This window comes from Paraburkholderia aspalathi (genome assembly GCF_900116445.1).
Taxonomy (GTDB): Bacteria; Pseudomonadota; Gammaproteobacteria; order Burkholderiales; family Burkholderiaceae; genus Paraburkholderia; species Paraburkholderia aspalathi.
Window position 1 is genome coordinate 1 of the sequence record NZ_FPBH01000031.1, and the last position, 24,986, is coordinate 24,986.

A 24,986-nucleotide genomic window follows, 5' to 3' on the forward strand; every position below is an offset into this window, starting at 1 on the left:
CCTTGAATTCTTCGGGTATGTTCCGTCTGCTCATTTCTCACCTCGTTTGGAGAATTATCCCCTTTAGAGGTGTCCATAGTCATTGGACCACTACAGTGCCGCCCCGCACAGGGGCAACGCTAATAGACCACTAACAATGCAAGGAAAGGCACCAAAGCCAGAACAAGGAAAGGCCAAAGCCCCAGGAACACTGACAACAAGCGCCCCGCAGGCACAAAAACCATTTCACTCCCCGTTCTAAGAATCAGCCAAATACTTGGTTGCCCGCCCCCTTCCCGTCCCGTACCGTTCTCAGATTGCGCTCGGCGCCCGGCCCGCTCTGGAGAACTCATGCCAACTTCTGAATTGCACGCATTTCCGAACCTCACAACCGCAGACGCAGCAGACCCGTTCGGCGAAAACGAACTAACCCAACGCTTCGCGCCCGTATTCGCCCGCATCGCCGAAGGCGCAGTAGAACGCGAACAGAATCGGGAACTGGCCTACGCGCCGGTGGAATGGCTGCGCGAAGCCGGCTACACCAAACTGCGCGTACCCAAGCGCTTCGGCGGCGAAGGCATCTCCCTGAAAGCGTTCTTTGCGCTGATCACGCGTCTCGGCGAAGCAGACTCGAACCTTCCGCAAATCCTGCGCGTGCACGGTGGATTTATCGAATCGCTGCTGGAAAACGGCGATGAATCGTTGCGTGACCGATGGTTCACGCGTATCGCACAAGGTGAAATTATCGGCGGCGCCGTTTCCGAACGCACCGGCGTGACCAACAACAGCGTGCGTCTTACCCAAACCAACGGGGCGTGGCATCTCGACGGCGAGAAGTACTACACCACGGGCACGCTCTACGCTGACTGGGTCGACGTTACCGCGCACGACGGCGAAAGCGACGTCCGCGTACTCGTCAAAACCGATACGCCGGGCCTCGCCCGTATCGACGATTGGGATGGGTTCGGGCAGCGTCTGACCGGTAGCGGTACGGCACGTTTCGATCACGTGCCGGTCTCGCTCGACAATCTGTACCGGCGGTATAACGCCTCCGAACCACGCCGTAACAGTCTGCTTACTGCCTACTATCAGGCACTGCATGTCGCGAACCTTGCCGGCATCAGTCGTGCGGCGTTGCGCGATGCGGTGGCGTTCACGCAGGGTAAAACGCGGACCTTCGGTATTCCGGGTGAATCGAGCCCGCGTGACAATCCCTTGGTGCATCGTGTTGTCGGCCGGCTCGCGAGCCTTGCTTACTCGACGCAGAGCATCAGCGCTTCGCTAGCCAACGCGATCGATGAAGTGTCAGTTGCGCGGCAGGAAGGTCGCACTGGTGAACAGACCTATGTGCGTCTCGACATCCAGACTTTCCAGGCGCAGCAGATCGTTATCGAACAAACCCTGCAGGCGGCGACGTTGTTGTTTGAAGTGGGCGGTGCTTCGGCGACCAGTGAAAAGCGTCGCTTCGATCGCTACTGGCGCAATGCTCGCGTGCTGGCGTCGCACAATCCGGCGATCATCCGTGAAGCTGCTATCGGTGATTTCTATCTGAATGGGAATGCGCACAAGGAGAGGTTTGGTGTGGCGCGGAATCAGGAAGTCCTCACCGCGACTGCTGCTCAACTGTAACGACTAAGGCCGCTCGCGCGGCCGTAGAACTTCTTGCCCGGCCGCTGCTAGATGCAGCGGCTCCCCTGAATCACTTCGCCGAGGGCGTCCAGATACGGATGTCCGTCGCTTTCAAAGTAGCGGGAATCAGCCCCGCCGCGCGATACGTGTCGGCGATACGCTGCTGTTCGGCCAATTGATCGCGTTTCACCGGCACGATGTCGTAGCTGCGGCGGCTATTGGCCAACTCAACAGTCGGCCCAGGAATATTGCCCCACACCGGGCCGAGAATCTGTGCGGCTTCCTGAGGATGCGCCTTGACCCACTTGCCGGTCGTGTTCAATTCGTCGAATACGACGCGCAGCACATCCGGATGCTTGTCGGCGAAGGCCGTTGTCGCTGTATAAAACCGGTTGTATTGAGCGACGCCGCCGCTGCCGTCCGCAATCACGCGAACATGCGCCTCACGCTGCTGAGCCGCGAGAAACGGGTCCCAGATTGCCCATGCATCGATATTGCCGCCACGGAATGCGGCGAGCGCGTCGGGCGCTTCCAGATAGCGCACCTGTATATCGTTGATCGTCAGACCCGCCTTCGCCAAAGCGCTCAACAACAGGAAGTTGCAGCCCGATCCTTTGGACACCGCCACGCGTTTGCCCTTCAAGTCCGCAACGGAATGAATCGGCGAATCCGGCGGCACGATGATCGCCTGGGCGGTCGGCGCCGAAGTCTCTTCGGCGTAGTAGGTCAACGGCGCGTTGGCGGCCTGCGTAAAGAGCGCAAAGGCATCCGCCACATCCGCATGCAGATCGACGCTGCCGGCGTTGAGCGACTGCAGCAGGCCCGTCGAGAACTCGTGCCAGCTCACGTCATAGCCGAGCGCGTTGAGCTTCTTCTCGAGCGCGCCAGTTCGTTTCAACAGAATAAATAGCGTCGATGAACGCTGGTAGCTGATCGACACCGTTTCGTTGGCGTATGCCACGTCAGTCGACAGCACGCCGCCGATCAACGTCAGGCATACGCAGAGGCGTCGCAGGCTTCGGGAGCCGGAGAAAGCGAGGGGCATCGATCGAGATCCATGTGGTGGGAGTATGCGGAATCGCTGAATATATAAAAGAACGACGCATGGCCAAAGACTGATTTCATCGATCGATATGGGTAGAAATTGGAACGCGTGGCGGCGGCATCGCTCATCATTCGAGGTTTGATGCGAGTTGAAGCACACGCTTTTACCGTGGAGATTTCTGCTTTATGTCGACACTCCCTCCCCGCTTCGGTATCTGGGCGCTGGTTCATGGCAGCCGCGCAGCGCTGCAGGACCCCGATGAACCGTACGACGCGTCGTGGGCGCGAAACAAAGCCCTCGTTCTCGAAGCCGAGCGGCTTGGCTACGACTCCGTGCTGGTCGCGCAACATACGATCAATCCGCACAATCCCGACTTCGATCAGCTCGAAGCGTGGACCGCCTCGGCTGCGCTCGCGGCACTGACCGAGCGCATCGAGATCATCGCCGCCATCAAGCCATATCTGTATCACCCGGTGGTGCTGGCGAAGATGGCGCAGCAGATCGAACACATCAGTGGCGGGCGTTTTGCGATCAATCTTGTCAACGCGTGGAATCGCCCGGAGCTGGAGCGCGCCGGTATCGGCTTCGCGGAGCACGACGCGCGTTATGCGTACGGACGTGAATGGATCACGGTGGTGGATTCCTTGCTGCGCGGCGAGCGTACGCGCTTTCGCGGCGAGCATTTTAATGTGGATGACTATCTATTGCGTCCCGCGGATCCGTTTCGCAGCCGTCCGCGCATCTATGTGGGCGGCGAATCGGAACCGGCGCGGGAGCTAGTCGCCGACAAGGGCGACGTGTGGTTCATCAACGGCCAACCATTGGATGCCGTCAAAGCGTTGATCGCGGATGTCTCCGGCCGCAAGCGCCCTGCTCCGCATGAGCCGTTACGTTTTGGTTTGTCGGCCTTCGTCATCGCTCGCGAATCCGGCGAAGCCGCCGATCAGCACCTTGCCCATCTGTTCGCACTGGCCGCAAAAGATGCTCCGCTCCGTGAACAACAGAAATCGAACATCGACCCCAAGGCGGTGATGTTCCAGACCTTCGCGCAAACGCCGCGTGTAGGTTCGAACGGCGGTACGGCGGCTGGACTGGTCGGCAGCTATGACACAGTCGCGCAGCGGATCGCCGATTTTCATCGTGCGGGGATCGAGTTGTTCATGTTGCAATTCCAGCCGTTCGAGACTGACATGCGTATTTTTGCCGAGGAAGTGATTCCACGGGTACGTCGCCTGCTCGGCTGATCCGGGCGAGGTGCGCGGCTTTCAGCGCGTCGCACTCATGTGGCACAGTATCGTCAAACGCATGCGCTACGCTTGCGATACTGGACAGCCCCGATGAGCGAGATGAAGAACCTGACTGCGTACGAGCCCCCGGTCGACGAAGACCAGCTTCTGCTGAAGTGGATCCGGCGCGCGCGTGAATCCCAGATGAGCCATTACGACATGGCCGACCTGCTATCAGCGCGAGACCGCAGCGTCGGCTGGCTGGTCACGGCATTGACCGCGTTCGTGGGGACGGCCGTGTTTGCGTCGCTGAATTCGACCGCTGTCTCGCCGGCGCTCAGGATCTTTGTGGGCTTCGTGAGCGTTGCGGCGGCGGTCTCAGCCGCGCTGCAAACCTTCCTCAGATATGCGGAGCGTGCGGAAAAGCATCGCGCGGCGGGGGCCCGCTATGGCGCTGTACGGCGCAGGCTGGAAGCGATCTTCGCCGGTGACGCCGACGCACGCGATGGCCACTATCTCACCGCGATCCGCGACGAACTCGACCGGCTTGCAGAAGATTCACCCAACGTGCCGCCGCGCATTTTCTATCGCACCCAGCGAACCCTGTCCGCCGAACCGCGACGCAGTCGCGATGCCTGAGCGGCCGCGCCACTCATTTGTAAATGGCATCAACTTCAATTTGCGGTCCTTAAGCGTCACTTAAGGACACTGCCTGCACAATCCACGCTGGTGAGAATACCCCTATTCACAGGTATGTTTTTCCGCCACCTATTCGAAACACGATAGCCCCGCCCGGCCTTCCGGTATTTACGTCTTTCCGGGCCTTTGCGTCCGCCCGATTATGGTATCGTCCGACCTGCGCTTAAAAGCGCAGTGCCACACTCAATCGGGAAGCGCAATCGCTCCCTAAAAAAAGATTATGGAAGTCCAAAACGCCCGTCGTTGGGCACCACGGGGAACCCGCGTCTGGCTCACCGCGGCCGCCGCATTGGCGATCGCGAGCGGAGTACGCCTGGTACTCCATCCGCTGCTGGGACCGATCATGCCGGGCACCGCGTTCTGTATCGCGGCGGCCCTGGTCGAGTATTTTTGCGGGCTGGCCCCGGCGCTCACCGTCATGTTTCTCGGCCTCGGTATCGCCGACTATCTGTTCGTCCCGCCCTACGCCACCATCGCCGTATTCGATCGCGCCGACGTGGTCCTGCTGGTCTCGTATCCGTTGGTGACGCTGATTGTCATCGTGCTGATTGAACGCCTGCGCCGCTCGCAGTTTCGTGCCGAACTGATCGCATCGGTTGCGCAATCGCGCTATGAAATGCTGCTGCGTCACGATAACGAACGCATGCTGGCGCGCCGCGGCGTCGACGAAACGCATCGGCTGCTGCGCCACCTATCCCATCACCACAGAACTTTCATTTTCATTCAGGCGCTCGAGCGCAACGCGCTACAGCCCGGCAACGACATCAAATCGCAAGGCATGCTGCCGCGTCTGCCCAACGAGATTGCGCCAGGCCCGCGCTTTACCGACGTCGATCCCGACGACATCCAGCGGCTCAGCAAAGCGCTGTGGCCTGGCAGCCATCGCGTGCACCTGAAAAGCGGCGACGGTCCGTCGAAGCTGACCGAGTGCATGTGCGAGCGGTTCACCACCCACGCCGGCGAGTTTCTCGTCCTACGGATCGGAGCCTGATCCATGAGTCAACCGACGAGTCTCTTCTTACCCGGCGACGATCATGCCGTGCTGATGTTGCACGGCCTGTCGAGTTCGCCGCTCGAATTGCGTTTTCTCGCCCGCTTTCTGAATGCTGAAGGCTTCACTACGTGCGCGCCGGTCCTGCCGGGCTACAGCGCCGGCTCTGAAGAAGAGGCAATGGAGGCATGGCTCGAAGCCGCCGTGCGCGAGTACGACGCTTTGGCCGGGCGCTTTGCCCGCGTCTCAATCTGCGGACTATCGATCGGCGCAGCCTTGGCGCTGGCTCTCGCGCATCGCCGTCCAGGGGCGCAGTCGCTCGTGTTGTTGTCGCTGACGCTCTCATACGACGGTTGGGCGATCCCCTGGTATCGTTTCCTGCTCAACTGGGCGTACTTCACGCCAATGCGCAAACGCTGGCGCTACCGTGAAGAGGCGCCGTTCGGCCTGCGCAATGAAGCGCTACGAGCAAAGATCGCTCGCGCGATGCAGCGCAGCGATTTCAGCGAAGTCGGTCCGTCGACGATTTCATTGCCGGCCTTGCACCAGGCGAGCCGCCTTGCCGCGAGCGTGCGCACGCAGGTACGCGACATCAAGACCGATTGTCTGATTGTCCACGCGATCGACGACGAGACGTCGAGCCCGCGCAATGCCCGCTTTGTCGCCGCGAATATCGGCGCTGCCTTTTTACGCACAATCTGGCTGGATGATTCGTATCACATGATTACGTCGGACAACGAGCGCGAAATCGTCGCGCGTGAAACCGCCCTATTCCTGCGCGAAAGCGAAGCCGTCCATAGCGGCGACGACGGCAAACAACAGGTCGTCTCGAAGGCTTTGGCGCGACGCCTCAGGCAACTTGCGGCGCTTGGCAAGGAGCGCGCATGACGGCGAATACCACGCTGAGGTTCGGCAAGCCCGCACGTATGTCGCTACTGCTCGCCGCGGCGCTCGGCCTTTGCGCTGCACGCGCGGCCTACGCGGACGATGCAAGTCCGAACGCGACAACTGACGCCAGCACCGGCGCGGCCACCAGCAGCAAATGGAAAATCGGCGTGGGTCCTGGCGTGGTGATTACGCCCAAGTACCCGGGGTCCCGCCAGTTGAGCGTATTCCCGTTCCCGGCGCTGGACATCTCATACGACGACCGGATTTTCTCGCAGGGCCCTGACGTGCTCGGCGTGAACGTGCTGCGCGGCCCTGCCTACCACGTGGGCGCTGCGTTGAGCTTCGATTTCCAGATGCGCAAGGAGTCCGACGATCCACGCCTGCATGGACTTGGCAATGTGAATGGCGGGCCGAAACTGAAGCTCTTCGCTGACTACACGTGGTGGGCGTTTACCGGGTCGGTGGCCTTGTACCAGGATATCGCCGGGCATCACCAGGGGACGACGGTCAGCACGGATTTCGTGGCGTCCGCCCCGGTTGGCGGCTGGTTGTTCTCGGTGGGACCAGGTTTCACCTGGGCGAATGGCACTTATACGCGGACGTTTTTCGGCGTGTCTGAGCAGCAGAGCGCGGCGTCAGGATTGCCCACGTACAGCACCAGTGCGGGCGTGCGGGACGTCCATATGAATGCCCAGGTGACTTACGACTTTTCGAAACATTGGAATGGCTCGGTTTCCGCGACCTTCGGGCGACTGGAGCATGACGCCGCGAATAGCCCGATTACCGAAAAGAGATTCGAGCTCAACACGCTCGCTTCGGTGAACTATAAGTTCTAGTTTCTGGTTTCTCGCACGTCCCCACGCTCGCAGCGTGCGAGAAACCAAATGCCAATCGCGGTTCAATCCTCCGTGCGCAGCTCTTCAACTTCAATCCCCAATTCAGCAGCCATCCGGCGCACCACCACCTGAAGCCGGCTCACCTCGTCGGCAAGCCGCTTCTGTTCAGCTTTGACTGCCTCGAAAGCCGACAGCGGCACGACCTCATCGTCTCCACCCGGCTGGGCAAGATCGCTTGCGCTGACTTCGCCGCATAGCAGATGCATCCAGCGATTTTCGCGCTCGCCCGGCGTGCGGGCCAGCTTCGCCACTCGCCGCGGATCGTTGGCAGCCAGTTCGTCGAGAAACGCCTCGACCGAGGAGATGTCGGCAAATCCATGCAGGCGCGCGCTGTTCAAACGCAATTCGGCTGCGGTCTGCGGACCGCGTAACAGCAACGTGGTCAGTAACGCAGCCGACTGGCTCGGCAAGCCCAACACCCGATTCATGTTGTGCTCGAAGCGCGGCACGCGGCTGCTGCTGCCTTCCATCACGAGGCTCAGCCGCTTCAATCCGTCGACGGCGGTCAGCACCTCGGCTTCGGTCGCATTCATCACGGGCGCGCGGCCGGTTTTCTGATTGCAGCCCAAAGTCAGTGCGTTCAGCGAAAGCGGATAACTATCCGGCACGGTGTGCTGCTTTTCGACGAGCACGCCGAGCACGCGACCTTCAAGCAAGGTCAAAGCGCGGATGGAGGGACGGGAAACAGCGTCGGGAGTCGAGTTCATAGAAGATGTCGCGGCATGCGCCGCCGGGTCTCGTGGATGGTGTCCCTCACCGTTGCACAGCCTGGCGGCAGGTTTTAGTTTGTGGCCACTATGATAAACGGCGCGACCGCTCGCAGTGTACGAATCTCCGCAATGGCGAAGCGTGCCCGGAACGCATCCGCACCCGCGTCGGCGCATTTTTGTTTCGTTGACGAATTCCCATATTCGAGATAATTTCCCGAATATGGAAAACGCACTCACCGACGACAACGCCATCGACCGTCGCATCGCCCAGCGTCTGCGCGGATTACGCGCCGAGCGCAACTGGTCGCTCGACGATCTCGCCAAGCTGAGCAACGTCAGCCGCGCCACCCTCTCGCGCCTCGAGAACGCTGCCGTGAGCCCCACGGCGAGCGTGCTGGGCAAGCTCTGCGTCGCTTACGGTTTGCCGATGTCGCGTCTCATGCACATGGTCGAAGAAGATTTCGCGCCGCTCGTGCCGCGCGACGCGCAGTCGGTCTGGGTCGACCCGAGCGTCGGTTTCCGGCGCCGCTCCGTGTCGCCACCCGCCCAGGCGCTGAGCGGCGAGGCGCTGGAGTGCGAGCTCGATGCAGGTGTGCGCATCACCTACGACGCGTCGCCGAGAGCCGGCCTCGAACATCATCTGATCCTGCTTGAAGGGCAATTGCAGATCACCGTCGACGGCCGAAGTCACGATCTGCAACCCGGCGACTGTCTGCGCTACCAGCTGTTCGGTCCCAGCGCGTTCGTCACGCCCTCGCATAGCGCGGCGCGCTACATCCTCTTCATCGTCTGAGTTCGAGCCACCATGAACGCGACCAGCATCACGACCTTTTCCGCCGACGACCTCGTTCGCCATCTGCCCGAACTCGGCGCGCTGCTGCGTGCCTGCGTCCGTGATGGTGCGAGCGTTGGCTTTGTATTGCCGTATAGCGTCGAGGAAAGTGAGGCGTTCTGGCGCGGCAAGGTGCTGCCGTCGCTGCGTGCGGGTGCGCTGGTGCTTTTTGTTGCTCGCCATGGCGAGGCGATTGCCGGCACCGTGCAACTTGATTACGACACGATGCCGAACCAGCGTCATCGCGCCGAGGTGCGCAAGCTGCTGGTCCATCCGTCGTTCCGCCGTCAGGGCATCGCCAAAGCGCTGATGGCGGAACTGGAACAGCGTGCGCACCAGTTGCAGCGCAGCCTGTTGACGCTCGATACGCGCACCGGCGACAAGGCCGAGCCGCTCTATGCCGCGCTCGGTTATCAGACGGCTGGTGTGATCCCGCAGTTTTGCCGCGACACGCTGGAGGAGCGGCTTGATTCGACCACCATCATGTACAAGATGCTGTGAGCGTGACGCAGGCGTGTCTGCGTCGCGTGACTTAACGGCGCGAATCGAGCGCGATCCGTACAGCCAGACCGGCGAGCACGGTGCCCATCAGCCAACGTTGCACCAGCAGCCATACCGGCCGCCCAGCGAGAAACCCGGCGATTGAACCTGCCATGATCGCAATCAACGCGTTGATCGTGACGGAGACGACAATTTGCACGCAACCCAGCGCGATCGACTGCGTGAGCACGCTGCCGTGCTCCGGTGAAATAAATTGCGGCAACAGCGACAGATACATCACCGCGATCTTCGGATTCGCGAGGTTTGTGACGAGCCCCATGGTGAACAGTTTGCGGCGGCTGTCGTGCGGAAGGTCGCGCACCTGGAACGGCGAGCGGCCGCCCGGCTTGACTGCCTGCCACGCCAGATATAGCAGGTAGAGCGCGCCGCCGAAACGCAGCGCGTCGTACGCGTAGGGCACCGTCAACAGCAGTGCGGTGATACCGAACGCCGCGCAAAACATGTAGAACACAAAGCCGAGCGCGACGCCGCCGAGCGACACGAGCCCTGCGCGCCGCCCCTGACAGAGCGATCTGGAGATCAGATAGATCATGTTCGGGCCGGGCGTGAGCACCATGCCGAGCGAGACCAGGGCAAAGGCGAGCAGCGTTGTGGCAGCGGGCACGGCGTTCTCCTGTGGGATTTGAAGTCGGGCAGTGCCGCTAAATATAGCCGATGCCACTGGTACTGTGCCGATGGCGCATTGCATCGAAAGAAACACTTGCGGCGAAATTTATTGCCCGGTATCGTCTAGCCGTTCTGCAATGCAGCGCGGGAGAGATCGTCAGAGGATTGTGACGACGCCGACGGAGCAACCGCCCCGGAAACTCTCAGGCAAAAGGACCGCGCAGCTGGAACATCTGGAGAGCGGCGCCATGCGCGCCCACCGAAGGGGATTCCCTGCATACCGCATGTATCGCGATGCGTATGCTCACAGGAAGAAACTCTCAGGTACATGGACAGATGGGGCATCGACGCCGGTTTCGACACGAAATCGACACCGGTGATGCTCAACTACTCTGGACCATGTCATGTCACGAATCGCCATTATCGGCGCCGGCATTACCGGCGTTACGACTGCGCACGCCCTGGCGCAACGCGGCCACCACGTCACTGTGTTCGAACGTCATCGCTATGCGGCGATGGAGACCTCGTTCGCCAACGGTGGCCAGTTGTCCGCCAGCAATGCCGAAGTCTGGAACAGCGCGGCCACGGTGCTCAAGGGCTTGCGCTGGATGCTCACGCGCGACGCCCCGCTGCTGCTCAATCCGATGCCCACGTGGCACAAGTATTCGTGGATGGGCGAGTTTCTAAGGCAGATTCCTCATTACCGGACGAACACCGTCGAAACGGTGCGGCTCGCGATTGCGGCGCGCGAGCATCTGTTTTCGATAGCCGAGCGCGAAGGGATCGACTTCGATCTGGAGCGGCGCGGCATCTTGCACATCTACAAGACGCGCAAGGAATTCGATGCGGCCAGCAAGGTGAATGAATTGCTGCGCGAAGGCGGGCTGGAGCGGAATCCGGTGACGTCGAGCGAGTTGCACGCGATCGAGCCCACGCTGCATGGTGATTTTTTTGGTGGATTTTTTACGCCATCCGATTCCACTGGCGATATTCACAAGTTCACGCGCGGGTTGGCTGAAGCTTGCGTGCGGCATGGTGTCGAGTTTCACTACGACGCGGAAATTACGGCGATCGAGCAGCCGGCTGAGGGACGCTTTTCGTTGATGGTCAATCTGGAGGGTGAGTCGCAACGGTTTGCTTTCGAGCGGATCGTGGTGTGCGCCGGTGTGAAGAGCCGCGACTTCGCGGCGATGCTTGGCGATCACGTGAACGTCTATCCGGTTAAGGGTTATTCGATCACCGTATGTCTCGATGATGAAGTGAGTCAGCAGAACGCGCCGTGGGTCAGTTTGCTCGACGACAGCGCGAAGATCGTGACGAGCCGGCTTGGCGTGGACCGGTTTCGGGTTGCGGGGACGGCGGAGATCAACGGGTTCAATCGGGATATCCGGTCGGATCGGATTGCGCCTCTGGTCGACTGGACTCGACGGTATTTTCCTGAGGTGTCGACCTCGAAGGTGATTCCGTGGGCGGGGTTGAGGCCGATGTTGCCGAGCATGTTGCCGAAGGTCGGGCGTGGGAAACGGCGAGGTGTTTTTTATAACACCGGGCACGGGCATTTGGGGTGGACGTTGTCGGCGGCTACGGCGCAGGTTTTGGCGGGGGTGATTTAGTAGGCGTTTTTGCGACAGGCCCGGTGCCCGCAAGGACACCGGCAGCACTCTCCACTGTTTCCAGTGCCTTCAAGGCAGTTTTCGACCTGGGCGCGGGACTGCTTGCGGCTTCCATGAAATCAGGATTCCCGCTTCCCCGCATAGCTGATTGATTGAATCCAGGGCGGCTTCTGGCACCAACCAGAGCCAAAGGTCATTCCCTATGGGCTGCAGGGATCCACGATTGTCTTCCGCGACAATCCATTCTTTAAGCTGAATGCCACCAACCACGATGTTAAGGTGACGATCACTTATAACATTGATCGGATACACCATCCTTAGCATGCTTTCTTGATAGCGAGCCGCTCCATAAGATCCGCCTGGCACTTCCTTGCCGAAGGCCGACGGATTCTCAAATGGCTTCAGTTTCGCGAGATTGCTCCCGGCTGCATAGTAAAACGCGGAGGTCATCTTCGGCGCTTCATATGCTATTCCATAAGAGACATTCAGACTCGTGGCTATTCGCTTGATGTAGTCGATAAACTTGTCGGCACTATCCGCAAGTTGAACATCGAGCTGTGCATCAATACCAAAAAAACCGCCAAAGGAAGGCGTGTTGTAGCCGAACGAAGCGCGCCAAGGTATCTGGCCACCTGCGTTGTTGTATATCCGGAAATCGGTTGCGACTCCAGATTCAATCAGGCTCTTGAGCTCGTCGAAAGGAACCTCAACAAGTTCGACGTCCCTCTCGCCAGCGACTTCAATGTAACGTGTATATCCCGCAGTCGTTATGTCGACCGACATTGCTGAAAAGAACTCATGGCCGGCCTTGTATGCTTCAAGCGGACTTATTCGATCTGTCCCATATAGCGCCATTCCTGTGCACATGATCCGCCCACTAAATTCCGGAAATAAGGTCATCCAAAACGCTCTTGATGTCGGACGCGTTGTACGGATGATCGAGAACGATAATTTCGCCGCGATTTGATGCCGGCAGATTGCCCATGGCGGCCCTATTTCGAGCAGTCAACGTTGGAAGCTTGGCCCCCATATCAGTCCTCGACGCGAGCTCTATTGCATGCGTCTGGCCGTTGACATCGACCGCCATGATATCGGGGCGTCTGAGCGACACATCCCCACTGTTCGCGTAATTGTACGAGCGATTCAAATAGATATCAGTGAATTTTCCGCTCATTGCAAGTTTGTTTGCTATGACCTCGGAAAATTGATCGTGACCTGGCGTTCCGTCTTTCTGTCCGGTGCCGTGTATTTTCGCTCCGTTGACTTCTCGAACCGGACAGCTTGCTAACCCGAACGGATCAATCAACATGTCCGGGACCGTCACATAAGCATGGGTACGCAGGCCACCAGCGAGTCCAAGCGGGTCAACTGTCAGGTACTGCCCTGTTTGAGGATCGTAGAATCGGTGCAGGTTGTAGAACAGATCGCTTTCCTCATCGTCCCATTGTCCGGGAAATCGGAGGTTTACTTCTGACGGCTCGTCGGTCCCAACGTGATTGTTGACTCGATCTAACTTGAGATGCCGCCCCCATATCGTGTAGGAAGCGTCCCAGATTTTCGCGCCACGTTCGTCGAACATGGCCTTGGGTAAGCCGGACTGATCCGACAGAATTGGAAAGACACCACTGTCTGTTTCATGAGCTAGCGGGTTGACGTTCTCAGAAAAGTGCCAGCCCCTAACAAACGCACACGTTCCGTCCTTGTCTTGCCACTGCTCCGCGATCTGTCCACAGTCCCAAAGAAAGCGAATCGCTGTTCGCGCACCAACCAGCCTCTTTTCTACGCGCCTGCCGAACGCATCGTACCGATAGATCCAAACCCCTTTCTCCGGTGTACACACCTTCACCAATCGGTCCAACCCGTCCCACGCGTATTGCCAACTCTTCGGCCTGAACCCCGGTTGCTCCACCGTCTTTTCGATCGTCCGCCCGCGCGCATCGTAACGATAGCGCGCGTAGCCGACGCGTTCCGGAAGCCCTCCTGGAAGGTAACAGTGAGCGTCAGTGGGCCCCTGCTGGCCGTGCGCTGCAATGTTGAGGTTCGCGTCATAGCGGTAGTGCTCCGGTGGCTGACGGAGGCTATGCACGGACGCTATCTGTCCACGTAAGTTGCGTTGATACGTCACGCTGTCGGAATCAGTGTCTACACGCTCCAACTGCCCGGCCGCATCGTACGAATACAGTTGACGCGTGAGGTTTTCCAACGCGTGAACCGGGTTCGACTGTATCTCGTCGAACGCCGATCGCGGCCCCGCGACCTGCCGGCGCACACGGCCCAACGCATCGTATTGCCGCTGCATGACGAACTCGCCAGCCTGCCGGCCTGTTTCCCGCCCCTGACTATCGCGCAGGATCGACATCGGGCCGACCTTGGTCAGTGCGCCGAGCTTGTCGTATTCATACAGCGTTTGCCGATGTGGCGTTATTCGCGCACTGCGTCGACCTTCGGCGTCGTACATGTGTTTCAGGAGATCACCGTGCTGGTCCTCTCCAATCAGACGCCCCTTTTCGTCATAGCTGAAGCGCGTTACGTGGGCGGACCCGCCTCGCACTTCGGCCGTAGCGAGCCGACCCGCATCGTCATAGGTGTAGGCCAACCCTACGTCGCCGGCATCGACCGTGGCCAGGCGGCCAGACGGATCGTACCCATAACGCCATTTACCCCCGTCCGGCAGCGTCTTTACAAGTAGACGGCCAATCGCGTCCCGTTCGTAGTGCGTCGTGCGGCCACCCCAGTCGATCTCAGTGATGAGGCGACCTGCGCCATCGTAACGATATTCCCACGTCTCGCGCAGTGCATTAACGACCTTCGTCAGCCTCGTAGCATGGTCGTACTCAAATCGGGTAATGTGGCCGGCAGGGTCAATCGACGCCGTAACAAGGTCAAACGGCCCGTACTCGTGTCGGGTAACGCGGCCGAGTTGATCGCTCTGCTCTACGAGCAGACCTTCGGTGTTGTACCGCGCACAGACAACGGCGCCGTCCGGCTGGATAAGCTTTGCGACCGCGCCACGGGGATTCTCAGCGCCCGCCGAATGGTCATACCGGGTGACGTTACCGTCAGGATCAACTTCTTCGACGAGACGCCCAAGGACATCAAATACCGTACGGAATTCCGCGCCGGTCGGAAGTCGAGTCGTGATCAGCCGCAGCCGCGCGTCGTAGTCGAGCCGCACTTCGCCAACGCCATCGATGGCACGCAAGAGTTCGCCGCGCTCTCCATATCGGTAACGCTTAATCGTCCCGTCGGGCTCCGTGCGAGCTATCAGGCGCTGCAGATGGTCGTATTCAAACTTGATGCGTACTCCAGCGGGCAGCACGACCGCGGTCATCAGCCGAGTGTCGTCATATTCAAACCGTGTCGTGCGGCCAGTTGGTTCCTCGGCAGACACGAGATTGCCCGTATCGTCGTAGAGAAATTGGGTGCGTCGGCCGAGCGCATCCACCTGAGTCAACAGCCGTCCGAGTCTCCACTCCCGTACGGTGGTGTGGCCGAGCGGATTGCTCTCAACAGTGACCAGGCCGTCGGCGTTGTAGTCGTAGACCCATTCGCCGTCGCCGTCGATGACGCGCGTGCGACCGTCCTCGTAGACGAATTGCCCGGTGTGATACCCCTGCCGCGTACCCGTTTCGACCACACGGCCAACCTCGTCGTACAGGTAGTGGACATCGGTCTGATCGGTGTCTCGCCAGGCCGTCATCCATCCATTTTGATCGTACGTGTAATTGAAATGACCGTGCTGGAAGCTCGCGACGCGCGCCAGCATCGCCCCGTCATATCCGTATTCGACGAGTGTGTGCGGCTTGCCCGATACATCGTAAAGGACAATCTGGTCGACCTCGCGCTTCGTACCACGATACAGAATATCAAGCCTGTAGCCGTCCGTATGCACAAGCCCGTCGAGACGGCCATCCGCATCGTACGTAAATGTGCAAGCATTGCCGCTCAGATCCTCGATCCGCTCGAGCCTCGAAGTATGAGCTTCGGCAAGCGGTGCAAATACCAATACCTGTCGTGTCTCGTGATCGAAAATCCGCGGTTCGTCCCGCGTGCCGATCAGGCGATAACGAGGCTCGCGCAGGTTGATGCCGTCGAGACCGACTTCCGGCGCTATAAAGGTGATCGTCTGTCCGCTCGCACTATGGAATCGCACGAGGTGACCATCATCGAACGACAGACACTGCGACCAGTTGTTCGACCACTTCGGCCCGAGAAGGCCTGTGTCTTCCGAACGCGTGCGGTAACGCCGCGTGAACTGCAAGGGCAACACACCTGGAATTGAAATGTCAGTGCGGACGTCGACCACCTCGCCAGTCGCTACATCGACCGGGTCCTCCTTGCACGTGGAGACTTTGTCCTTCTTTCCCGACACCTCAGCAGATTGGGTCGGCTCCCGTTTCGGAAGCGCATCTCCGAGCATGCCACCTAGTTTCGCGCCAAGCAGGCCGCCAAGCAAACCCGCGAAGAACTCTTCACCGGCGGTAAGCTCGGGATTCTTCGGTCCGTACTGCCCAGTCGTTCGGTCAACCCAAACGCTTTTACGACCCGAATTGACCTTAGCACTGCAATGAGTCGAATGGCCGATGCGCACCAGCGGCAGGCTATTGATCGTGATGGTCTTGCTGCCTTCGACCAGTGGCTCCGGGGAGCTCGAATGTTTGGAGCATGACGCAACATCGGTGACGCGAGCGGCGGCTTTTCCCTCAAATGTGACGTTTCCCGATCCGCTCGAGATCTTCCCGCAATTGCTACCCATACTCTGACTCGCCGAGGCAAGTGCGCTGCCCAGGCTCAGCCCACCGGCCATGCAGACGCCAACGATAAGTGCCCCTGCAAGTCCCCCGGTCACCACCGTCGCGGCGACCATTGCTCCAATGGCGATACCCACCGCAAGTCCAGCCATCATTCCGAGGAAGCCGGACGAGTGTGCAATATCGTCGCCAACGCACGCCGGGTGGGGATCACCCCGGCCGATGGTCAGGCCGAGTGCATCGCCAACTTTCGTCACACCCTCGGCGATCGCTCCAGTGACGCCCAACTTACCGAGCGCCCATGACCCTGCGAGAGCAACGACCGCGGGTACCGCAGCAAGCGCTGCGGCGCCCGCCGCCGCAGCCCCGGTCGCGCCGGCCCCAATGACTGCAGAACCTGCAGCGTATGCGCCGTAACCAACGTCGGCGCCGAGCATCCCATAGTTCGCGCCGTCGACCCATTCCATCTGCCGTTGCTTGACGGCCTCGCCATCTTCCAGTGTCTGCAGATGAGCCAGCCGTTCGCTAGCGGTACCAGTTGGTTCGCCGGTGCTAACGGGAATGTCGTTGTCCTGGTCAGCCATGGTCTTGCGGTGTTCAGTTAGGCTCGTTAAGCGAGAAGCTCTGGATCATCGCGTGTACCTGAGTTTTCTGCGTTTCGCTTATCGTGCCCGGAGCAGTAAACGTCAGCATGAGGACCCGCTTGCCATACTCGACCATCGTAAGCAGCTGTTGGATCGGCTTGCCGTTATTGAGCCATCTGAATTCGTGCGTGTACGCAGCGCGGCCTGACACCTCGGACTCCGCACCGGCAACTAGCTCGTAACCCGCGACCTGTTTCGAGAGTTTCTGAATTTCGTTGGCTGTGTACTCATGAAACTTCATCCCCCATGGCAAGCTCTCCCGGGTCACGACAAAGCTCACACCTTCCGTTCCCGTGGCCGCCGACACAAACACGTTTATCGTCTTGTCATGCCAGTCGGCCGGCAACGACAGTGAGCCTTCCTGTATCTGATACATGTTGTTCTTCCAGTGACACGGAGGTTGATATGAGTCGGGAATCAGCCGTTATCGGGATTGATGTGTGTGTTACCGGCCTGAACCTTGATCTGCCCGTCGTCGATATGGATGACCGACGAACCCTTGTAGATTTCAATCGCATCAGCTGTCATGTGAATCTTCGTCCCCCCCTCCCCACCCACCTTGATCCACAACTCCTTCGCCTCGATCGTGTGCACCCCTGCAGGTGTCTGCTGCGTCGTATTCCCCTTCGTGACAGCGTCCTGCAGATTGCCGACTGACACGGTCGTAAAGTGGTCGCCCTTAGCCACGGCAATCGACCGATCGCCCTTCAGCACCTGGGTACTCTGGGCGTTTTCCACCACGGTATTCATGTCCTTCTGCGCATGCATGAAGAACTCCTGCGCGCCGTTCACGTCCGAGAAGCGCAACTCGTTCGAGCCGTCCCCTTTGTGCGTCTGACTTTTAAGGCCCATCGTCTGCCCGCTGCTGCCGTGGTACGGATTGCCTGACTCGCCATTGAACAGACGCCCAACGATGACGGGGTTATCCGGATCGCCCTCGTTGAATGCCACGATCACTTCCTGCCCGATGCGAGGAATCGCCGAGCCGCCCCAACCTTCACCGGCCCACGGCTGCGACACACGGACCCACATCGAATCGGAACCATCCTGTTTACCGCGCCGGTCCCACATGAAGTGAAGCTTCACGCGGCTGCCGTCCGTGTAGATTTCTTCGCCCTTCGGGCCGACCACAATCGCAGCCTGTGTGCCATGCATGTAGGGCTTGGGCGTGCGTCGCTCGGGACGGAACGGCACATCGAGCGGCAAGCACGTGAAGGTGTTGCGGTAGGGCATCTCGGCGTCATGCCGCGAGTAGTCGTTCACCGCCTGGTGCCGCACGTGCAGGATCACGAAATCCTTGTTGTAGGTGGATACCGGGTGGTTCACCAACGTAAAGCGGCCAACCGTGGTCATGCGAGAGGCGTAGCCACTGCCAGTGAACTGGCGGGCCTGCGCCTCTTCGGCCTCCATCGCGTAGCGGGCGTAGCGCTCGCCGTCGTTGCCATGGTCATAGAGCGAGTGATACTCATACCGCTCCGTGCTGCCGATATTCGGATTCTTCAACGTGGCGGTTGGCACTTCGACGTGCATCAACGGCGACGACGGCGCGTTGTAGTTGAAGTCCCGGAAAGTGACTTTCCCTACGCGGAAACTGAATGCTTCGTCCCAGCGGTCGATACCGTTCAACTCGCTGGCCGAGCTATCCGCGTAATAGGGAATCGTCTTCAGATTTTCGATCGGCGCAAACGTCGAATTCGAGTCGCCGATCACGAGCACGTGCTTGTCTTTTTCATAGCGGAAGGTCCAGAACAAGCCCTCCTGCTCCATCAGACGTGCGCAGAAGTTGTAGTACGACTCCTGGTACATCACCACATACTCGAGTTGCGGGCGCTCGCTCTGGATATGGAATTCGAAATCCGAAAATCCCAGCTCCTTGAAGATCGACGTCAGAATGTCCTGCGCGGTCTCGTTCTGGAAAATCCGGCAGTCCGACGAACGGGTGAGAAACCAGAACCACGGCACTACCGTCATTTCGTAACGGGTGACCGTGCCGGAATTGCCAACACGGCTGAACGATGCCGCATATCCATGAAAATACCGGCGACTGCTGTCGGGAGACGCAACGGTCGTTGTCAGAATATTCGTATTGGCGCTCTGCGGATCCAGCGTAATCTTCACGCGCTGGCCGACGATTTTTTCAACCTCGATATTATTCTGGTGGGATAGCAGATCGAGATGAATTTCCGGAAGCTGGCTGACGAATTCATCGGCAACCAGCGCACTGACCAGCAACACGTTGCCGCCAAGCGGCGACTCGATTTTGATAAAGCGGTTTTCCTGCGTCAGCTGGGGCTTTAAACCGGACGCACCGTTGATCGAATCGGCAATCGAGGCCGGCGTTCGCCCGAGCAATGACATGCCCGTCTGGGCAAGCTGCACAGCGCGCGCTGCCCCGCCCATCAAGCCCGCGCCGGGCACGCCGGCGAGCGAACCCGCCTGACCGGCAAGGCCGGCGATCGAGCCGACATCACCCAGCACACCGCCCGCCGCAAGCGATCCGATGGGACTGCCACCGGCGCCGTTACCACTTCCAATTGATGCAAAACTCATGATTTACCCCGCCAGGTTATTGGGGAGCCTTATCGCCAATAAAAGCGATACACAGGAGGTTTCTTTTCAGGAGTTAATCTGACACCGCATGACGGCGGTCACTATATCAAGGCCTTGTGAATTAACGAACGTAATGTCGCAATTTTTAACAATTTCATAATCAATTCACATTGGAGTCACTATTGATTGTGCTATTGCCTGAATACTTGTGGGGATTTTAAGGGCGGTATCAGAAGGCGGTTTCCATAGCTGCGGCCAAAGGCAGAATCGTCTGCATCTGTTAGTGTTCGGTGACTTGGCACCTCGATGGAGTTCGTATGCGTAAATCCCGCCAGGCTGCGCACAGCGCAGGCATTATCGGCAGCTCGCGCCTGAGTGATGGACAGGTTGCGGCTGAAGCCAGAACGCGGCTAGCGTGGGACGCCGCGGTGCCTAAAGACGCGATAAAAGTAAAGGTCTCCCACGGCCGCATCACGCTGCAGGGCGAACTTCACCGTGAGCAGCAAAGAACCGCCGCACTCGAAGATGTCACCCGTCTGTTCGGTGTAACCGGCGTCTCGGACCGCACCACGATCAAAAACGAATAACCTCAGCCGGAACCGGCCTGCAACAGCCTCCGGCAATGCCTCGCAATCTGCTTCTCCTCCTCGGTATGAATGGCCCTCACCCTCCCCGCTGAATCCCCTTCGGATAGCCCCAAAAACGCAAGCCCCGCGCACACCCGCTTACGAATCTCCTCACTGTGCTCACCGATTCCACCCGTGAACACCAGCAAATCGATCCCGCCTAACAAAGCTGCATAGGCGCCAACCGTCTTGCGCACGGCCGTAGCAAACGCATCCAGCGCCAGCAATGCATTCACTTCGCCCGCCGCGGCGCGCTTTTCAAGCGCCTGCATATCGCTCTCGCCATCGGCGTAACCGGCGAGACCGCTCTGACGATTCAACAGCGTCTCCAGCGCATCGGCATCGAGCTTCTCTACGCGCATCAGATACAGCAGCACACCCGGATCGAGGTCGCCGCTGCGCGTGCCCATCGGCACGCCACCGGTCGGCGTGAGACCCATCGACGTATCGACGGATTTGCCGTCCTGCAAGGCACATAAACTCGACCCATTGCCCAAATGGGCGAACACCGCTCGCGGCGGCAAATCAGCGCCGAGCCGAGTCACCAACGATTCATACGACAGCCCGTGAAAGCCGTAGCGAATCACGCCCGCCTCCGCGTAACGGCGCGGCAACGCAAGCTGTGCCGCACGCGCCGGCAGTGTGGAATGAAACGCCGTATCGAAGCAGGCGAAATGCTCCGCGTCGCCGAAAATCTTCGTTGCCTCGTCGATCAATGCCAGCGCCGGTGGAATGTGCAAGGGCGCAAAGTGCACAGCGTCCTGCAAGCGCTGCCGGACTTCAGGTGTCAAGCGTTGATGCGTTCGCAGATGCGGCCCGCCATGCACCACGCGATGCCCCACCGCAGCGGGACGCCCGTGCTTCTGTTCAGCAAGAACGCGCGCGAGCTTCTGCAACGCGTCGGTCTGCGACTCCAGCACATCCTTCTCCTGCACCAGCACGCGACCGTCAGGCGACTTGATACGCAAGCTTCCGTCGCCGCGCCCAATACCTTCAGCACTCCCTTCCAGCAACAATGTTTCATCGCCGCCAGCGTGCGCGGAGCGCGTAAACAGCCCGAATTTCAGCGACGACGAACCGCTGTTCAACACCAGAATCGTCGGAGCCGGGTCGTCGGTCTTCTCATGAGTCGCCATGGCACGCTCCGCTCAGCCCTTCCACGTCCAGTTGCGGATCTCTTCCTTGTCGATGCCCTCGGCATGCGCATAAGCAAGATGCTCGATGATCTGCCCACGCAGCCACTCTTTCGCGTGGTCGCCAACGCCGCGCAGCGCCGGCACGCGATCGATCACGTCGATAGCCAACGAGAAACGGTCGACCTGATTGATGATCGCCAGCTCGAGCGGCGTATTGATGTTGCCTTTCTCGTGGTAGCCATGCACATGCAGATTGCCGTGATTGGTGCGGTTGTACGTGAGCTTATGCACCAGCGACGCATACGAATGGAAGTTAAAAATCACCGGCGTGCTGGTGGTGAACAACGAATCGAAATCGCGATCAGACAGACCGTGTGGATGCGCATGTTCGGGCATCAGGCGAAACAGATCGACCACGTTGACAAAGCGGATCTTCAACTCGGGAAAGCGCTCCTTCAGAATCTGCACGGCGGCAAGCGCTTCCATGGTCGCGATGTCGCCCGCGCAGGCCATCACCACGTCCGGCTCGACGCCCTGATCCGTCGACGCCCAATCCCAGATGCCGATGCCCTTGGTGCAATGCGTGACGGCCGAATCCATGTCGAGATACTGCAGATGCGGCTGCTTGTCGGCCACGATCACGTTGACGTAGTCACGCGAACGCAAACAATGATCGGCGACGCTCAGCAAACAGTTCGCGTCCGGCGGCAGATAAATACGCACCACGTCCGGGCTCTTGTTGGTCACGACATCGAGAAACCCCGGGTCCTGGTGCGTGAAGCCATTGTGATCCTGACGCCATACCAGCGACGTGATCAGCAGGTTGATCGACGGCACCGGTTGCCGCCAGCCGAGATCGCGCTTCGCTTTCTCCAGCCACTTGGCGTGCTGGTTGAACATCGAATCGATCACGTGGACGAACGCTTCATAGGTGGCGAACAGCCCATGGCGTCCGGTCAGCACGTAACCTTCGAACCAGCCTTCGAGCGTATGCTCGCTCAGCATCTCCATCACACGGCCGTCCACCGAGAGTTCACCGCCGTCAGCGTCGCTTGCCATGGTTTCGGCGAGCCAGGTTTTCTCGGATGCCTCGTAGATGGCCGTCAGCTTGTTGCTGGCGGTTTCGTCGGGGCCGAACACGCGGAAGTTCGTCATGTTGTTGCGCATCACGTCGCGCAGAAACGTGCCAAGCACCTCGGTAGGCGACGTGTACGAGCCGGCGGGCTTTTTCACCGCTACCGCGTAATCGCAAAACGCCGGCAGGTCGAGCGTTTTGCACAGCATGCCGCCATTCGCATGCGGATTGGCGCTGATGCGGCGCGTGCCTTCGGGCGCGAGTTCGCGCAGTTCTTCGACCAGACGCCCTGCTTTGTCGAACAAGGATTCCGGTTCATAACTGCGCAGCCAGCTCTCGACGAGCTTCAGGCTCTTGCTATTCGTGACCGGATCGAGCACCGGCACCTGGTGCGCGCGCCACGAGCCTTCTACCTGATGGCCGTCGACTTCCTTCGGCCCGGTCCAGCCTTTCGGCGAACGCAGCACGATCATCGGCCAGCGCGGGCGCGTCGCATCATTCGCTTCGCGTGCATGCTGCTGGATCGCGCGAATTTCGCCGACGCATTGTTCGAGCGTTGCGGCCATCTGTTGATGCATGGTGTCCGGATCGTCGCCTTCGACGAAATACGGCTTGTGGCCATAGCCGGTCAGCAAGGCTTCGAGTTCCTCGCGAGGAATGCGCGCGAGGATCGTCGGATTGGCGATCTTGTAGCCGTTCAGATGCAGAACCGGCAGCACCGCGCCATCGCGAATCGGGTTGAGGAATTTGTTCGAGTGCCATGAGGTGGCAAGCGGACCGGTTTCAGCCTCGCCGTCACCGATCATCACCGTGACAATCAGATCGGGGTTATCGAACGCAGCGCCGTAGCCGTGCGACAGGCTATAGCCGAGTTCACCGCCTTCGTGAATCGAACCCGGCGTTTCGGGCGTGCAATGCGAGCCGATGCCGCCGGGAAACGAAAACTGGCGAAAGAAGCGCCGCATGCCGGCTTCGTCCTCACTGCGGTCGGGATAGATTTCCGAGTAATGGCCTTCGAGGTAGCAATGGGCCAGCGTGGCAGGCGCGCCGTGGCCCGGGCCGGCGATATAGATCACGTTCAGATCGAGCTTTTTGATCAGCCGGTTCAGATGCACCAGCAGGAAGCTTTGCCCTGGGTCCGAGCCCCAATGGCCCAGCAGACGATTCTTGATGTGTTCGGGTTTGAGCGGTTCACGCAACAGCGGGTTGTCGCGCAGGTAGATCATGCCGGCCGAGAGGTAGTTGCAGGCGCGCCAGTAGCGATCCATCTTGCGTAACGTTTCGGGCTCCAATGTTTTCGGCGGGGTCGGACGGGAGGTTGCTTCGGCCATGGCGCCACTCCTTGAAAAGGACTGTCAGGCTGGTTAGCGGGTGCTGCTGCGATTGTTCGCGACGCGATCAGTGAAGGAAAACCGGCAATGACTGTCGCGTTGTCATGCGCATGACATAACGCAAGCGTAGGACAAAGGTCCGTTGTGCAAGGCTCTTGAGGGCGGGCCGGTGATCGTCAGGGGTGTGACAGGAAGCGCGCGTCATGGTTCGGCGCGATCGTCCAAAGCTTGATCTTGCGACACGTGTACGTCGCTTTCGTGTGGGCGCGGGAAGCGCCGATAGGGAGATGGCCGATCCGATTGCCGACCCGAACGTTGGCTAGCGCCCGTTCGATTGTGTGTTCGTTCTTTCGCGGGTGTTCAGTTGCAGTCCTTACACCGGCTCTTTCTCTTTCCGCTGTGGTGGCTGGTAGCGCCATTTGCTGGCATTGGGATCGTTGCGCGTGTCGTCGCGTTCGCGTTGCTCGGCACGCGCTTCGTCGGCGCGGCCGAGTTCTGCGCGCCGGTCGCGCACGGCGCCAGGCGAATCGGACTGACGTAACGGCGACGGCGAACGTCGCGGAGCAGGTACTGGTGACATGGTGCCTCCCTTTTTCGAGGATGTGGGACGAATCAACGTTTCTTGCCAGTCCAACGGGGGTCCGGGCGGTGCAGGAGACGGAGCTGACGCAGGTACATCGAAGCGCCGACCATCAGCGCCATGCCTGCTACGATGCCCCAGATTGCGGATGTCATGATTTTTCCTTGGCCCGCCGGCCGCACTGCGTTTGAGCGCCTGCGACGTGAAAGTGGGCATCCGATTGAGCGCGCGGCCGATTTTGAGGAAATCGGCTCACGACGCGCGCCAAGCAAGGATCATGCGCTCAATTGGCCGCCGTGTCTGTACGGTGTTGGACCGTTCGGCTGACAGGCCGTTGGCGCGGCAGAGGCTGCCGGTCTTGCGCCGGACTTTAAGTGAGCATTAAGTGAATGCGATTAAGCTCTTCATGCTAAATGCGCGACGGCGGGCCGCATCTGGCGCGCTCTCTGCTGCTCGCCCTCTATCTGAACAGCCATCATGTCGACTCCCAGCCGCCTCAAAGGGCCTCTGATTCTCCTTCTCACGCTTGTGCTGTTGTGCGCCGGCGTCGCCGTGCTGGTGGGCGTGTTCGGCTTGCTGGTCAAACTGCTGGGCCTTGGCTAGCAAGCCACTGAAGCC

The 24,986-nt window shown here is 59.8% G+C and carries 22 protein-coding genes and 1 riboswitch; of the genes, 11 read left to right on the top strand and 11 right to left on the bottom strand.

The window, feature by feature from the left end:
* Window positions 1-330 precede the first annotated feature (330 nt).
* Window positions 331-1,608, top strand: coding sequence for an acyl-CoA dehydrogenase family protein (locus tag BM438_RS34840; RefSeq protein ID WP_093644187.1), 1,278 nt, complete (start codon window positions 331-333; stop codon window positions 1,606-1,608).
* 70 nt (window positions 1,609-1,678) lie between these two features.
* Here the strand turns inward: BM438_RS34840 and BM438_RS34845 are convergent, their stop codons facing one another.
* Window positions 1,679-2,653, bottom strand: coding sequence for an aliphatic sulfonate ABC transporter substrate-binding protein (locus BM438_RS34845; RefSeq protein ID WP_093644189.1), 975 nt, complete (start codon window positions 2,651-2,653; stop codon window positions 1,679-1,681).
* 185 nt (window positions 2,654-2,838) lie between these two features.
* Between BM438_RS34845 and BM438_RS34850 the strand changes: the two genes are divergently transcribed.
* The 5 genes from BM438_RS34850 (at window position 2,839) to BM438_RS34870 (ending at window position 7,293) form a co-directional block, all read left to right on the top strand.
* Window positions 2,839-3,897 (top strand): LLM class flavin-dependent oxidoreductase, encoded by a 1,059-nt coding sequence (locus tag BM438_RS34850; RefSeq protein WP_093644191.1) that lies wholly within the window; start codon window positions 2,839-2,841, stop codon window positions 3,895-3,897.
* A gap of 102 nt (window positions 3,898-3,999) precedes the next feature.
* Entirely contained in the window at window positions 4,000-4,518 is a 519-nt protein-coding gene (locus tag BM438_RS34855; RefSeq protein WP_093644370.1) for an SLATT domain-containing protein, read from the top strand.
* Window positions 4,519-4,798: 280 nt separating this feature from the next.
* The gene (locus BM438_RS34860; RefSeq protein WP_093644193.1) at window positions 4,799-5,569 is read left to right on the top strand and encodes a DUF4118 domain-containing protein; all 771 of its coding nucleotides are present in this window, start codon (window positions 4,799-4,801) and stop codon (window positions 5,567-5,569) included.
* Window positions 5,570-5,572: 3 nt separating this feature from the next.
* Window positions 5,573-6,457: an alpha/beta hydrolase gene (locus BM438_RS34865; RefSeq protein WP_093644195.1), complete on the top strand. Its 885-nt coding sequence runs from the start codon at window positions 5,573-5,575 to the stop codon at window positions 6,455-6,457.
* A complete protein-coding gene (locus BM438_RS34870; protein WP_093644197.1) occupies window positions 6,454-7,293 on the top strand; it encodes a MipA/OmpV family protein in 840 nt (279 codons plus the stop codon). The genes BM438_RS34865 and BM438_RS34870 overlap by 4 nt, the downstream gene beginning before the upstream one ends.
* 62 nt (window positions 7,294-7,355) lie before the next feature.
* Here the strand turns inward: BM438_RS34870 and BM438_RS34875 are convergent, their stop codons facing one another.
* The gene (locus tag BM438_RS34875; RefSeq protein WP_093644199.1) at window positions 7,356-8,060 is read right to left on the bottom strand and encodes a YceH family protein; all 705 of its coding nucleotides are present in this window, start codon (window positions 8,058-8,060) and stop codon (window positions 7,356-7,358) included.
* Window positions 8,061-8,283: 223 nt separating this feature from the next.
* Between BM438_RS34875 and BM438_RS34880 the strand changes: the two genes are divergently transcribed.
* Window positions 8,284-8,856 (top strand): helix-turn-helix domain-containing protein, encoded by a 573-nt coding sequence (locus tag BM438_RS34880; RefSeq protein ID WP_093644201.1) that lies wholly within the window; start codon window positions 8,284-8,286, stop codon window positions 8,854-8,856.
* A gap of 12 nt (window positions 8,857-8,868) precedes the next feature.
* Window positions 8,869-9,396, top strand: a complete 528-nt coding sequence (locus BM438_RS34885) for a GNAT family N-acetyltransferase (RefSeq protein WP_093644203.1) — start codon at window positions 8,869-8,871, stop codon at window positions 9,394-9,396.
* Between the two features lie 31 nt (window positions 9,397-9,427).
* Here BM438_RS34885 and BM438_RS34890 read toward each other — a convergent pair whose 3' ends face one another.
* Window positions 9,428-10,060, bottom strand: coding sequence for a LysE family translocator (locus BM438_RS34890; protein WP_054035436.1), 633 nt, complete (start codon window positions 10,058-10,060; stop codon window positions 9,428-9,430).
* Window positions 10,061-10,197: 137 nt separating this feature from the next.
* Window positions 10,198-10,291, top strand: a riboswitch (glycine riboswitch).
* A gap of 175 nt (window positions 10,292-10,466) precedes the next feature.
* Here BM438_RS34890 and BM438_RS34895 point away from each other — a divergent pair.
* The gene (locus BM438_RS34895) at window positions 10,467-11,675 is read left to right on the top strand and encodes a D-amino acid dehydrogenase (RefSeq protein ID WP_093644205.1); all 1,209 of its coding nucleotides are present in this window, start codon (window positions 10,467-10,469) and stop codon (window positions 11,673-11,675) included.
* Window positions 11,676-11,744: 69 nt separating this feature from the next.
* Here BM438_RS34895 and BM438_RS34900 read toward each other — a convergent pair whose 3' ends face one another.
* Genes BM438_RS34900 through BM438_RS34915 form a run of 4 tightly spaced genes read right to left on the bottom strand, consistent with a single transcriptional unit; the run spans window position 11,745 to window position 19,620 of the window.
* A complete protein-coding gene (locus tag BM438_RS34900; RefSeq protein ID WP_143131814.1) occupies window positions 11,745-12,575 on the bottom strand; it encodes a hypothetical protein in 831 nt (276 codons plus the stop codon).
* Window positions 12,553-17,010: a DUF6531 domain-containing protein gene (locus BM438_RS34905; RefSeq protein ID WP_093644209.1), complete on the bottom strand. Its 4,458-nt coding sequence runs from the start codon at window positions 17,008-17,010 to the stop codon at window positions 12,553-12,555. Before BM438_RS34905 ends, BM438_RS34900 begins: the two co-directional genes overlap by 23 nt.
* 13 nt (window positions 17,011-17,023) lie before the next feature.
* Window positions 17,024-17,446 carry a DUF1795 domain-containing protein gene (locus BM438_RS34910; RefSeq protein ID WP_093644211.1) on the bottom strand — a complete coding sequence of 141 codons (423 nt, stop codon included), beginning with the start codon at window positions 17,444-17,446 and terminating at the stop codon, window positions 17,024-17,026.
* Between the two features lie 41 nt (window positions 17,447-17,487).
* Complete coding sequence (locus BM438_RS34915) at window positions 17,488-19,620, bottom strand: type VI secretion system Vgr family protein (RefSeq protein WP_093644213.1); 2,133 nt, start codon at window positions 19,618-19,620, stop codon at window positions 17,488-17,490.
* A gap of 317 nt (window positions 19,621-19,937) precedes the next feature.
* On the opposite strand from BM438_RS34915, the gene BM438_RS34920 reads away from it, so the two are divergent.
* Window positions 19,938-20,207 carry a BON domain-containing protein gene (locus BM438_RS34920; protein WP_093644215.1) on the top strand — a complete coding sequence of 90 codons (270 nt, stop codon included), beginning with the start codon at window positions 19,938-19,940 and terminating at the stop codon, window positions 20,205-20,207.
* A 2-nt stretch (window positions 20,208-20,209) separates the two neighbouring features.
* Here BM438_RS34920 and BM438_RS34925 read toward each other — a convergent pair whose 3' ends face one another.
* The 4 genes from BM438_RS34925 to BM438_RS46770 all read right to left on the bottom strand — a co-directional run bounded on the left by BM438_RS34925 (window position 20,210) and on the right by BM438_RS46770 (window position 24,523).
* Window positions 20,210-21,382: an acetate/propionate family kinase gene (locus BM438_RS34925; protein ID WP_093644217.1), complete on the bottom strand. Its 1,173-nt coding sequence runs from the start codon at window positions 21,380-21,382 to the stop codon at window positions 20,210-20,212.
* A 12-nt stretch (window positions 21,383-21,394) separates the two neighbouring features.
* Entirely contained in the window at window positions 21,395-23,788 is a 2,394-nt protein-coding gene (locus BM438_RS34930) for a phosphoketolase family protein (RefSeq protein ID WP_093644219.1), read from the bottom strand.
* A gap of 373 nt (window positions 23,789-24,161) precedes the next feature.
* Window positions 24,162-24,368 (bottom strand): hypothetical protein, encoded by a 207-nt coding sequence (locus tag BM438_RS34935; RefSeq protein WP_093644221.1) that lies wholly within the window; start codon window positions 24,366-24,368, stop codon window positions 24,162-24,164.
* 32 nt (window positions 24,369-24,400) lie between these two features.
* Window positions 24,401-24,523 (bottom strand): hypothetical protein, encoded by a 123-nt coding sequence (locus BM438_RS46770; RefSeq protein WP_266226224.1) that lies wholly within the window; start codon window positions 24,521-24,523, stop codon window positions 24,401-24,403.
* 322 nt (window positions 24,524-24,845) lie between these two features.
* Here BM438_RS46770 and BM438_RS46775 point away from each other — a divergent pair, with 322 nt between their 5' ends.
* Window positions 24,846-24,971, top strand: a complete 126-nt coding sequence (locus BM438_RS46775; protein WP_266226226.1) for a hypothetical protein — start codon at window positions 24,846-24,848, stop codon at window positions 24,969-24,971.
* Window positions 24,972-24,986 lie beyond the last annotated feature (15 nt).

Coding starts and splice junctions, on each gene's coding strand:
- BM438_RS34840 (WP_093644187.1), top strand. CDS start 331: ATGCCAACTTCTGAATTGCACGCATTTCCGAACCTCACAACCGCAGAC.
- BM438_RS34845 (WP_093644189.1), bottom strand. CDS start 2,653: ATGCCCCTCGCTTTCTCCGGCTCCCGAAGCCTGCGACGCCTCTGCGTA.
- BM438_RS34850 (WP_093644191.1), top strand. CDS start 2,839: ATGTCGACACTCCCTCCCCGCTTCGGTATCTGGGCGCTGGTTCATGGC.
- BM438_RS34855 (WP_093644370.1), top strand. CDS start 4,000: ATGAAGAACCTGACTGCGTACGAGCCCCCGGTCGACGAAGACCAGCTT.
- BM438_RS34860 (WP_093644193.1), top strand. CDS start 4,799: ATGGAAGTCCAAAACGCCCGTCGTTGGGCACCACGGGGAACCCGCGTC.
- BM438_RS34865 (WP_093644195.1), top strand. CDS start 5,573: ATGAGTCAACCGACGAGTCTCTTCTTACCCGGCGACGATCATGCCGTG.
- BM438_RS34870 (WP_093644197.1), top strand. CDS start 6,454: ATGACGGCGAATACCACGCTGAGGTTCGGCAAGCCCGCACGTATGTCG.
- BM438_RS34875 (WP_093644199.1), bottom strand. CDS start 8,060: ATGAACTCGACTCCCGACGCTGTTTCCCGTCCCTCCATCCGCGCTTTG.
- BM438_RS34880 (WP_093644201.1), top strand. CDS start 8,284: ATGGAAAACGCACTCACCGACGACAACGCCATCGACCGTCGCATCGCC.
- BM438_RS34885 (WP_093644203.1), top strand. CDS start 8,869: ATGAACGCGACCAGCATCACGACCTTTTCCGCCGACGACCTCGTTCGC.
- BM438_RS34895 (WP_093644205.1), top strand. CDS start 10,467: ATGTCACGAATCGCCATTATCGGCGCCGGCATTACCGGCGTTACGACT.
- BM438_RS34900 (WP_143131814.1), bottom strand. CDS start 12,575: ATGACCTTATTTCCGGAATTTAGTGGGCGGATCATGTGCACAGGAATG.
- BM438_RS34905 (WP_093644209.1), bottom strand. CDS start 17,010: ATGGCTGACCAGGACAACGACATTCCCGTTAGCACCGGCGAACCAACT.
- BM438_RS34910 (WP_093644211.1), bottom strand. CDS start 17,446: ATGTATCAGATACAGGAAGGCTCACTGTCGTTGCCGGCCGACTGGCAT.
- BM438_RS34915 (WP_093644213.1), bottom strand. CDS start 19,620: ATGAGTTTTGCATCAATTGGAAGTGGTAACGGCGCCGGTGGCAGTCCC.
- BM438_RS34920 (WP_093644215.1), top strand. CDS start 19,938: ATGCGTAAATCCCGCCAGGCTGCGCACAGCGCAGGCATTATCGGCAGC.
- BM438_RS34925 (WP_093644217.1), bottom strand. CDS start 21,382: ATGGCGACTCATGAGAAGACCGACGACCCGGCTCCGACGATTCTGGTG.
- BM438_RS34930 (WP_093644219.1), bottom strand. CDS start 23,788: ATGGCCGAAGCAACCTCCCGTCCGACCCCGCCGAAAACATTGGAGCCC.
- BM438_RS34935 (WP_093644221.1), bottom strand. CDS start 24,368: ATGTCACCAGTACCTGCTCCGCGACGTTCGCCGTCGCCGTTACGTCAG.
- BM438_RS46770 (WP_266226224.1), bottom strand. CDS start 24,523: ATGACATCCGCAATCTGGGGCATCGTAGCAGGCATGGCGCTGATGGTC.
- BM438_RS46775 (WP_266226226.1), top strand. CDS start 24,846: ATGTCGACTCCCAGCCGCCTCAAAGGGCCTCTGATTCTCCTTCTCACG.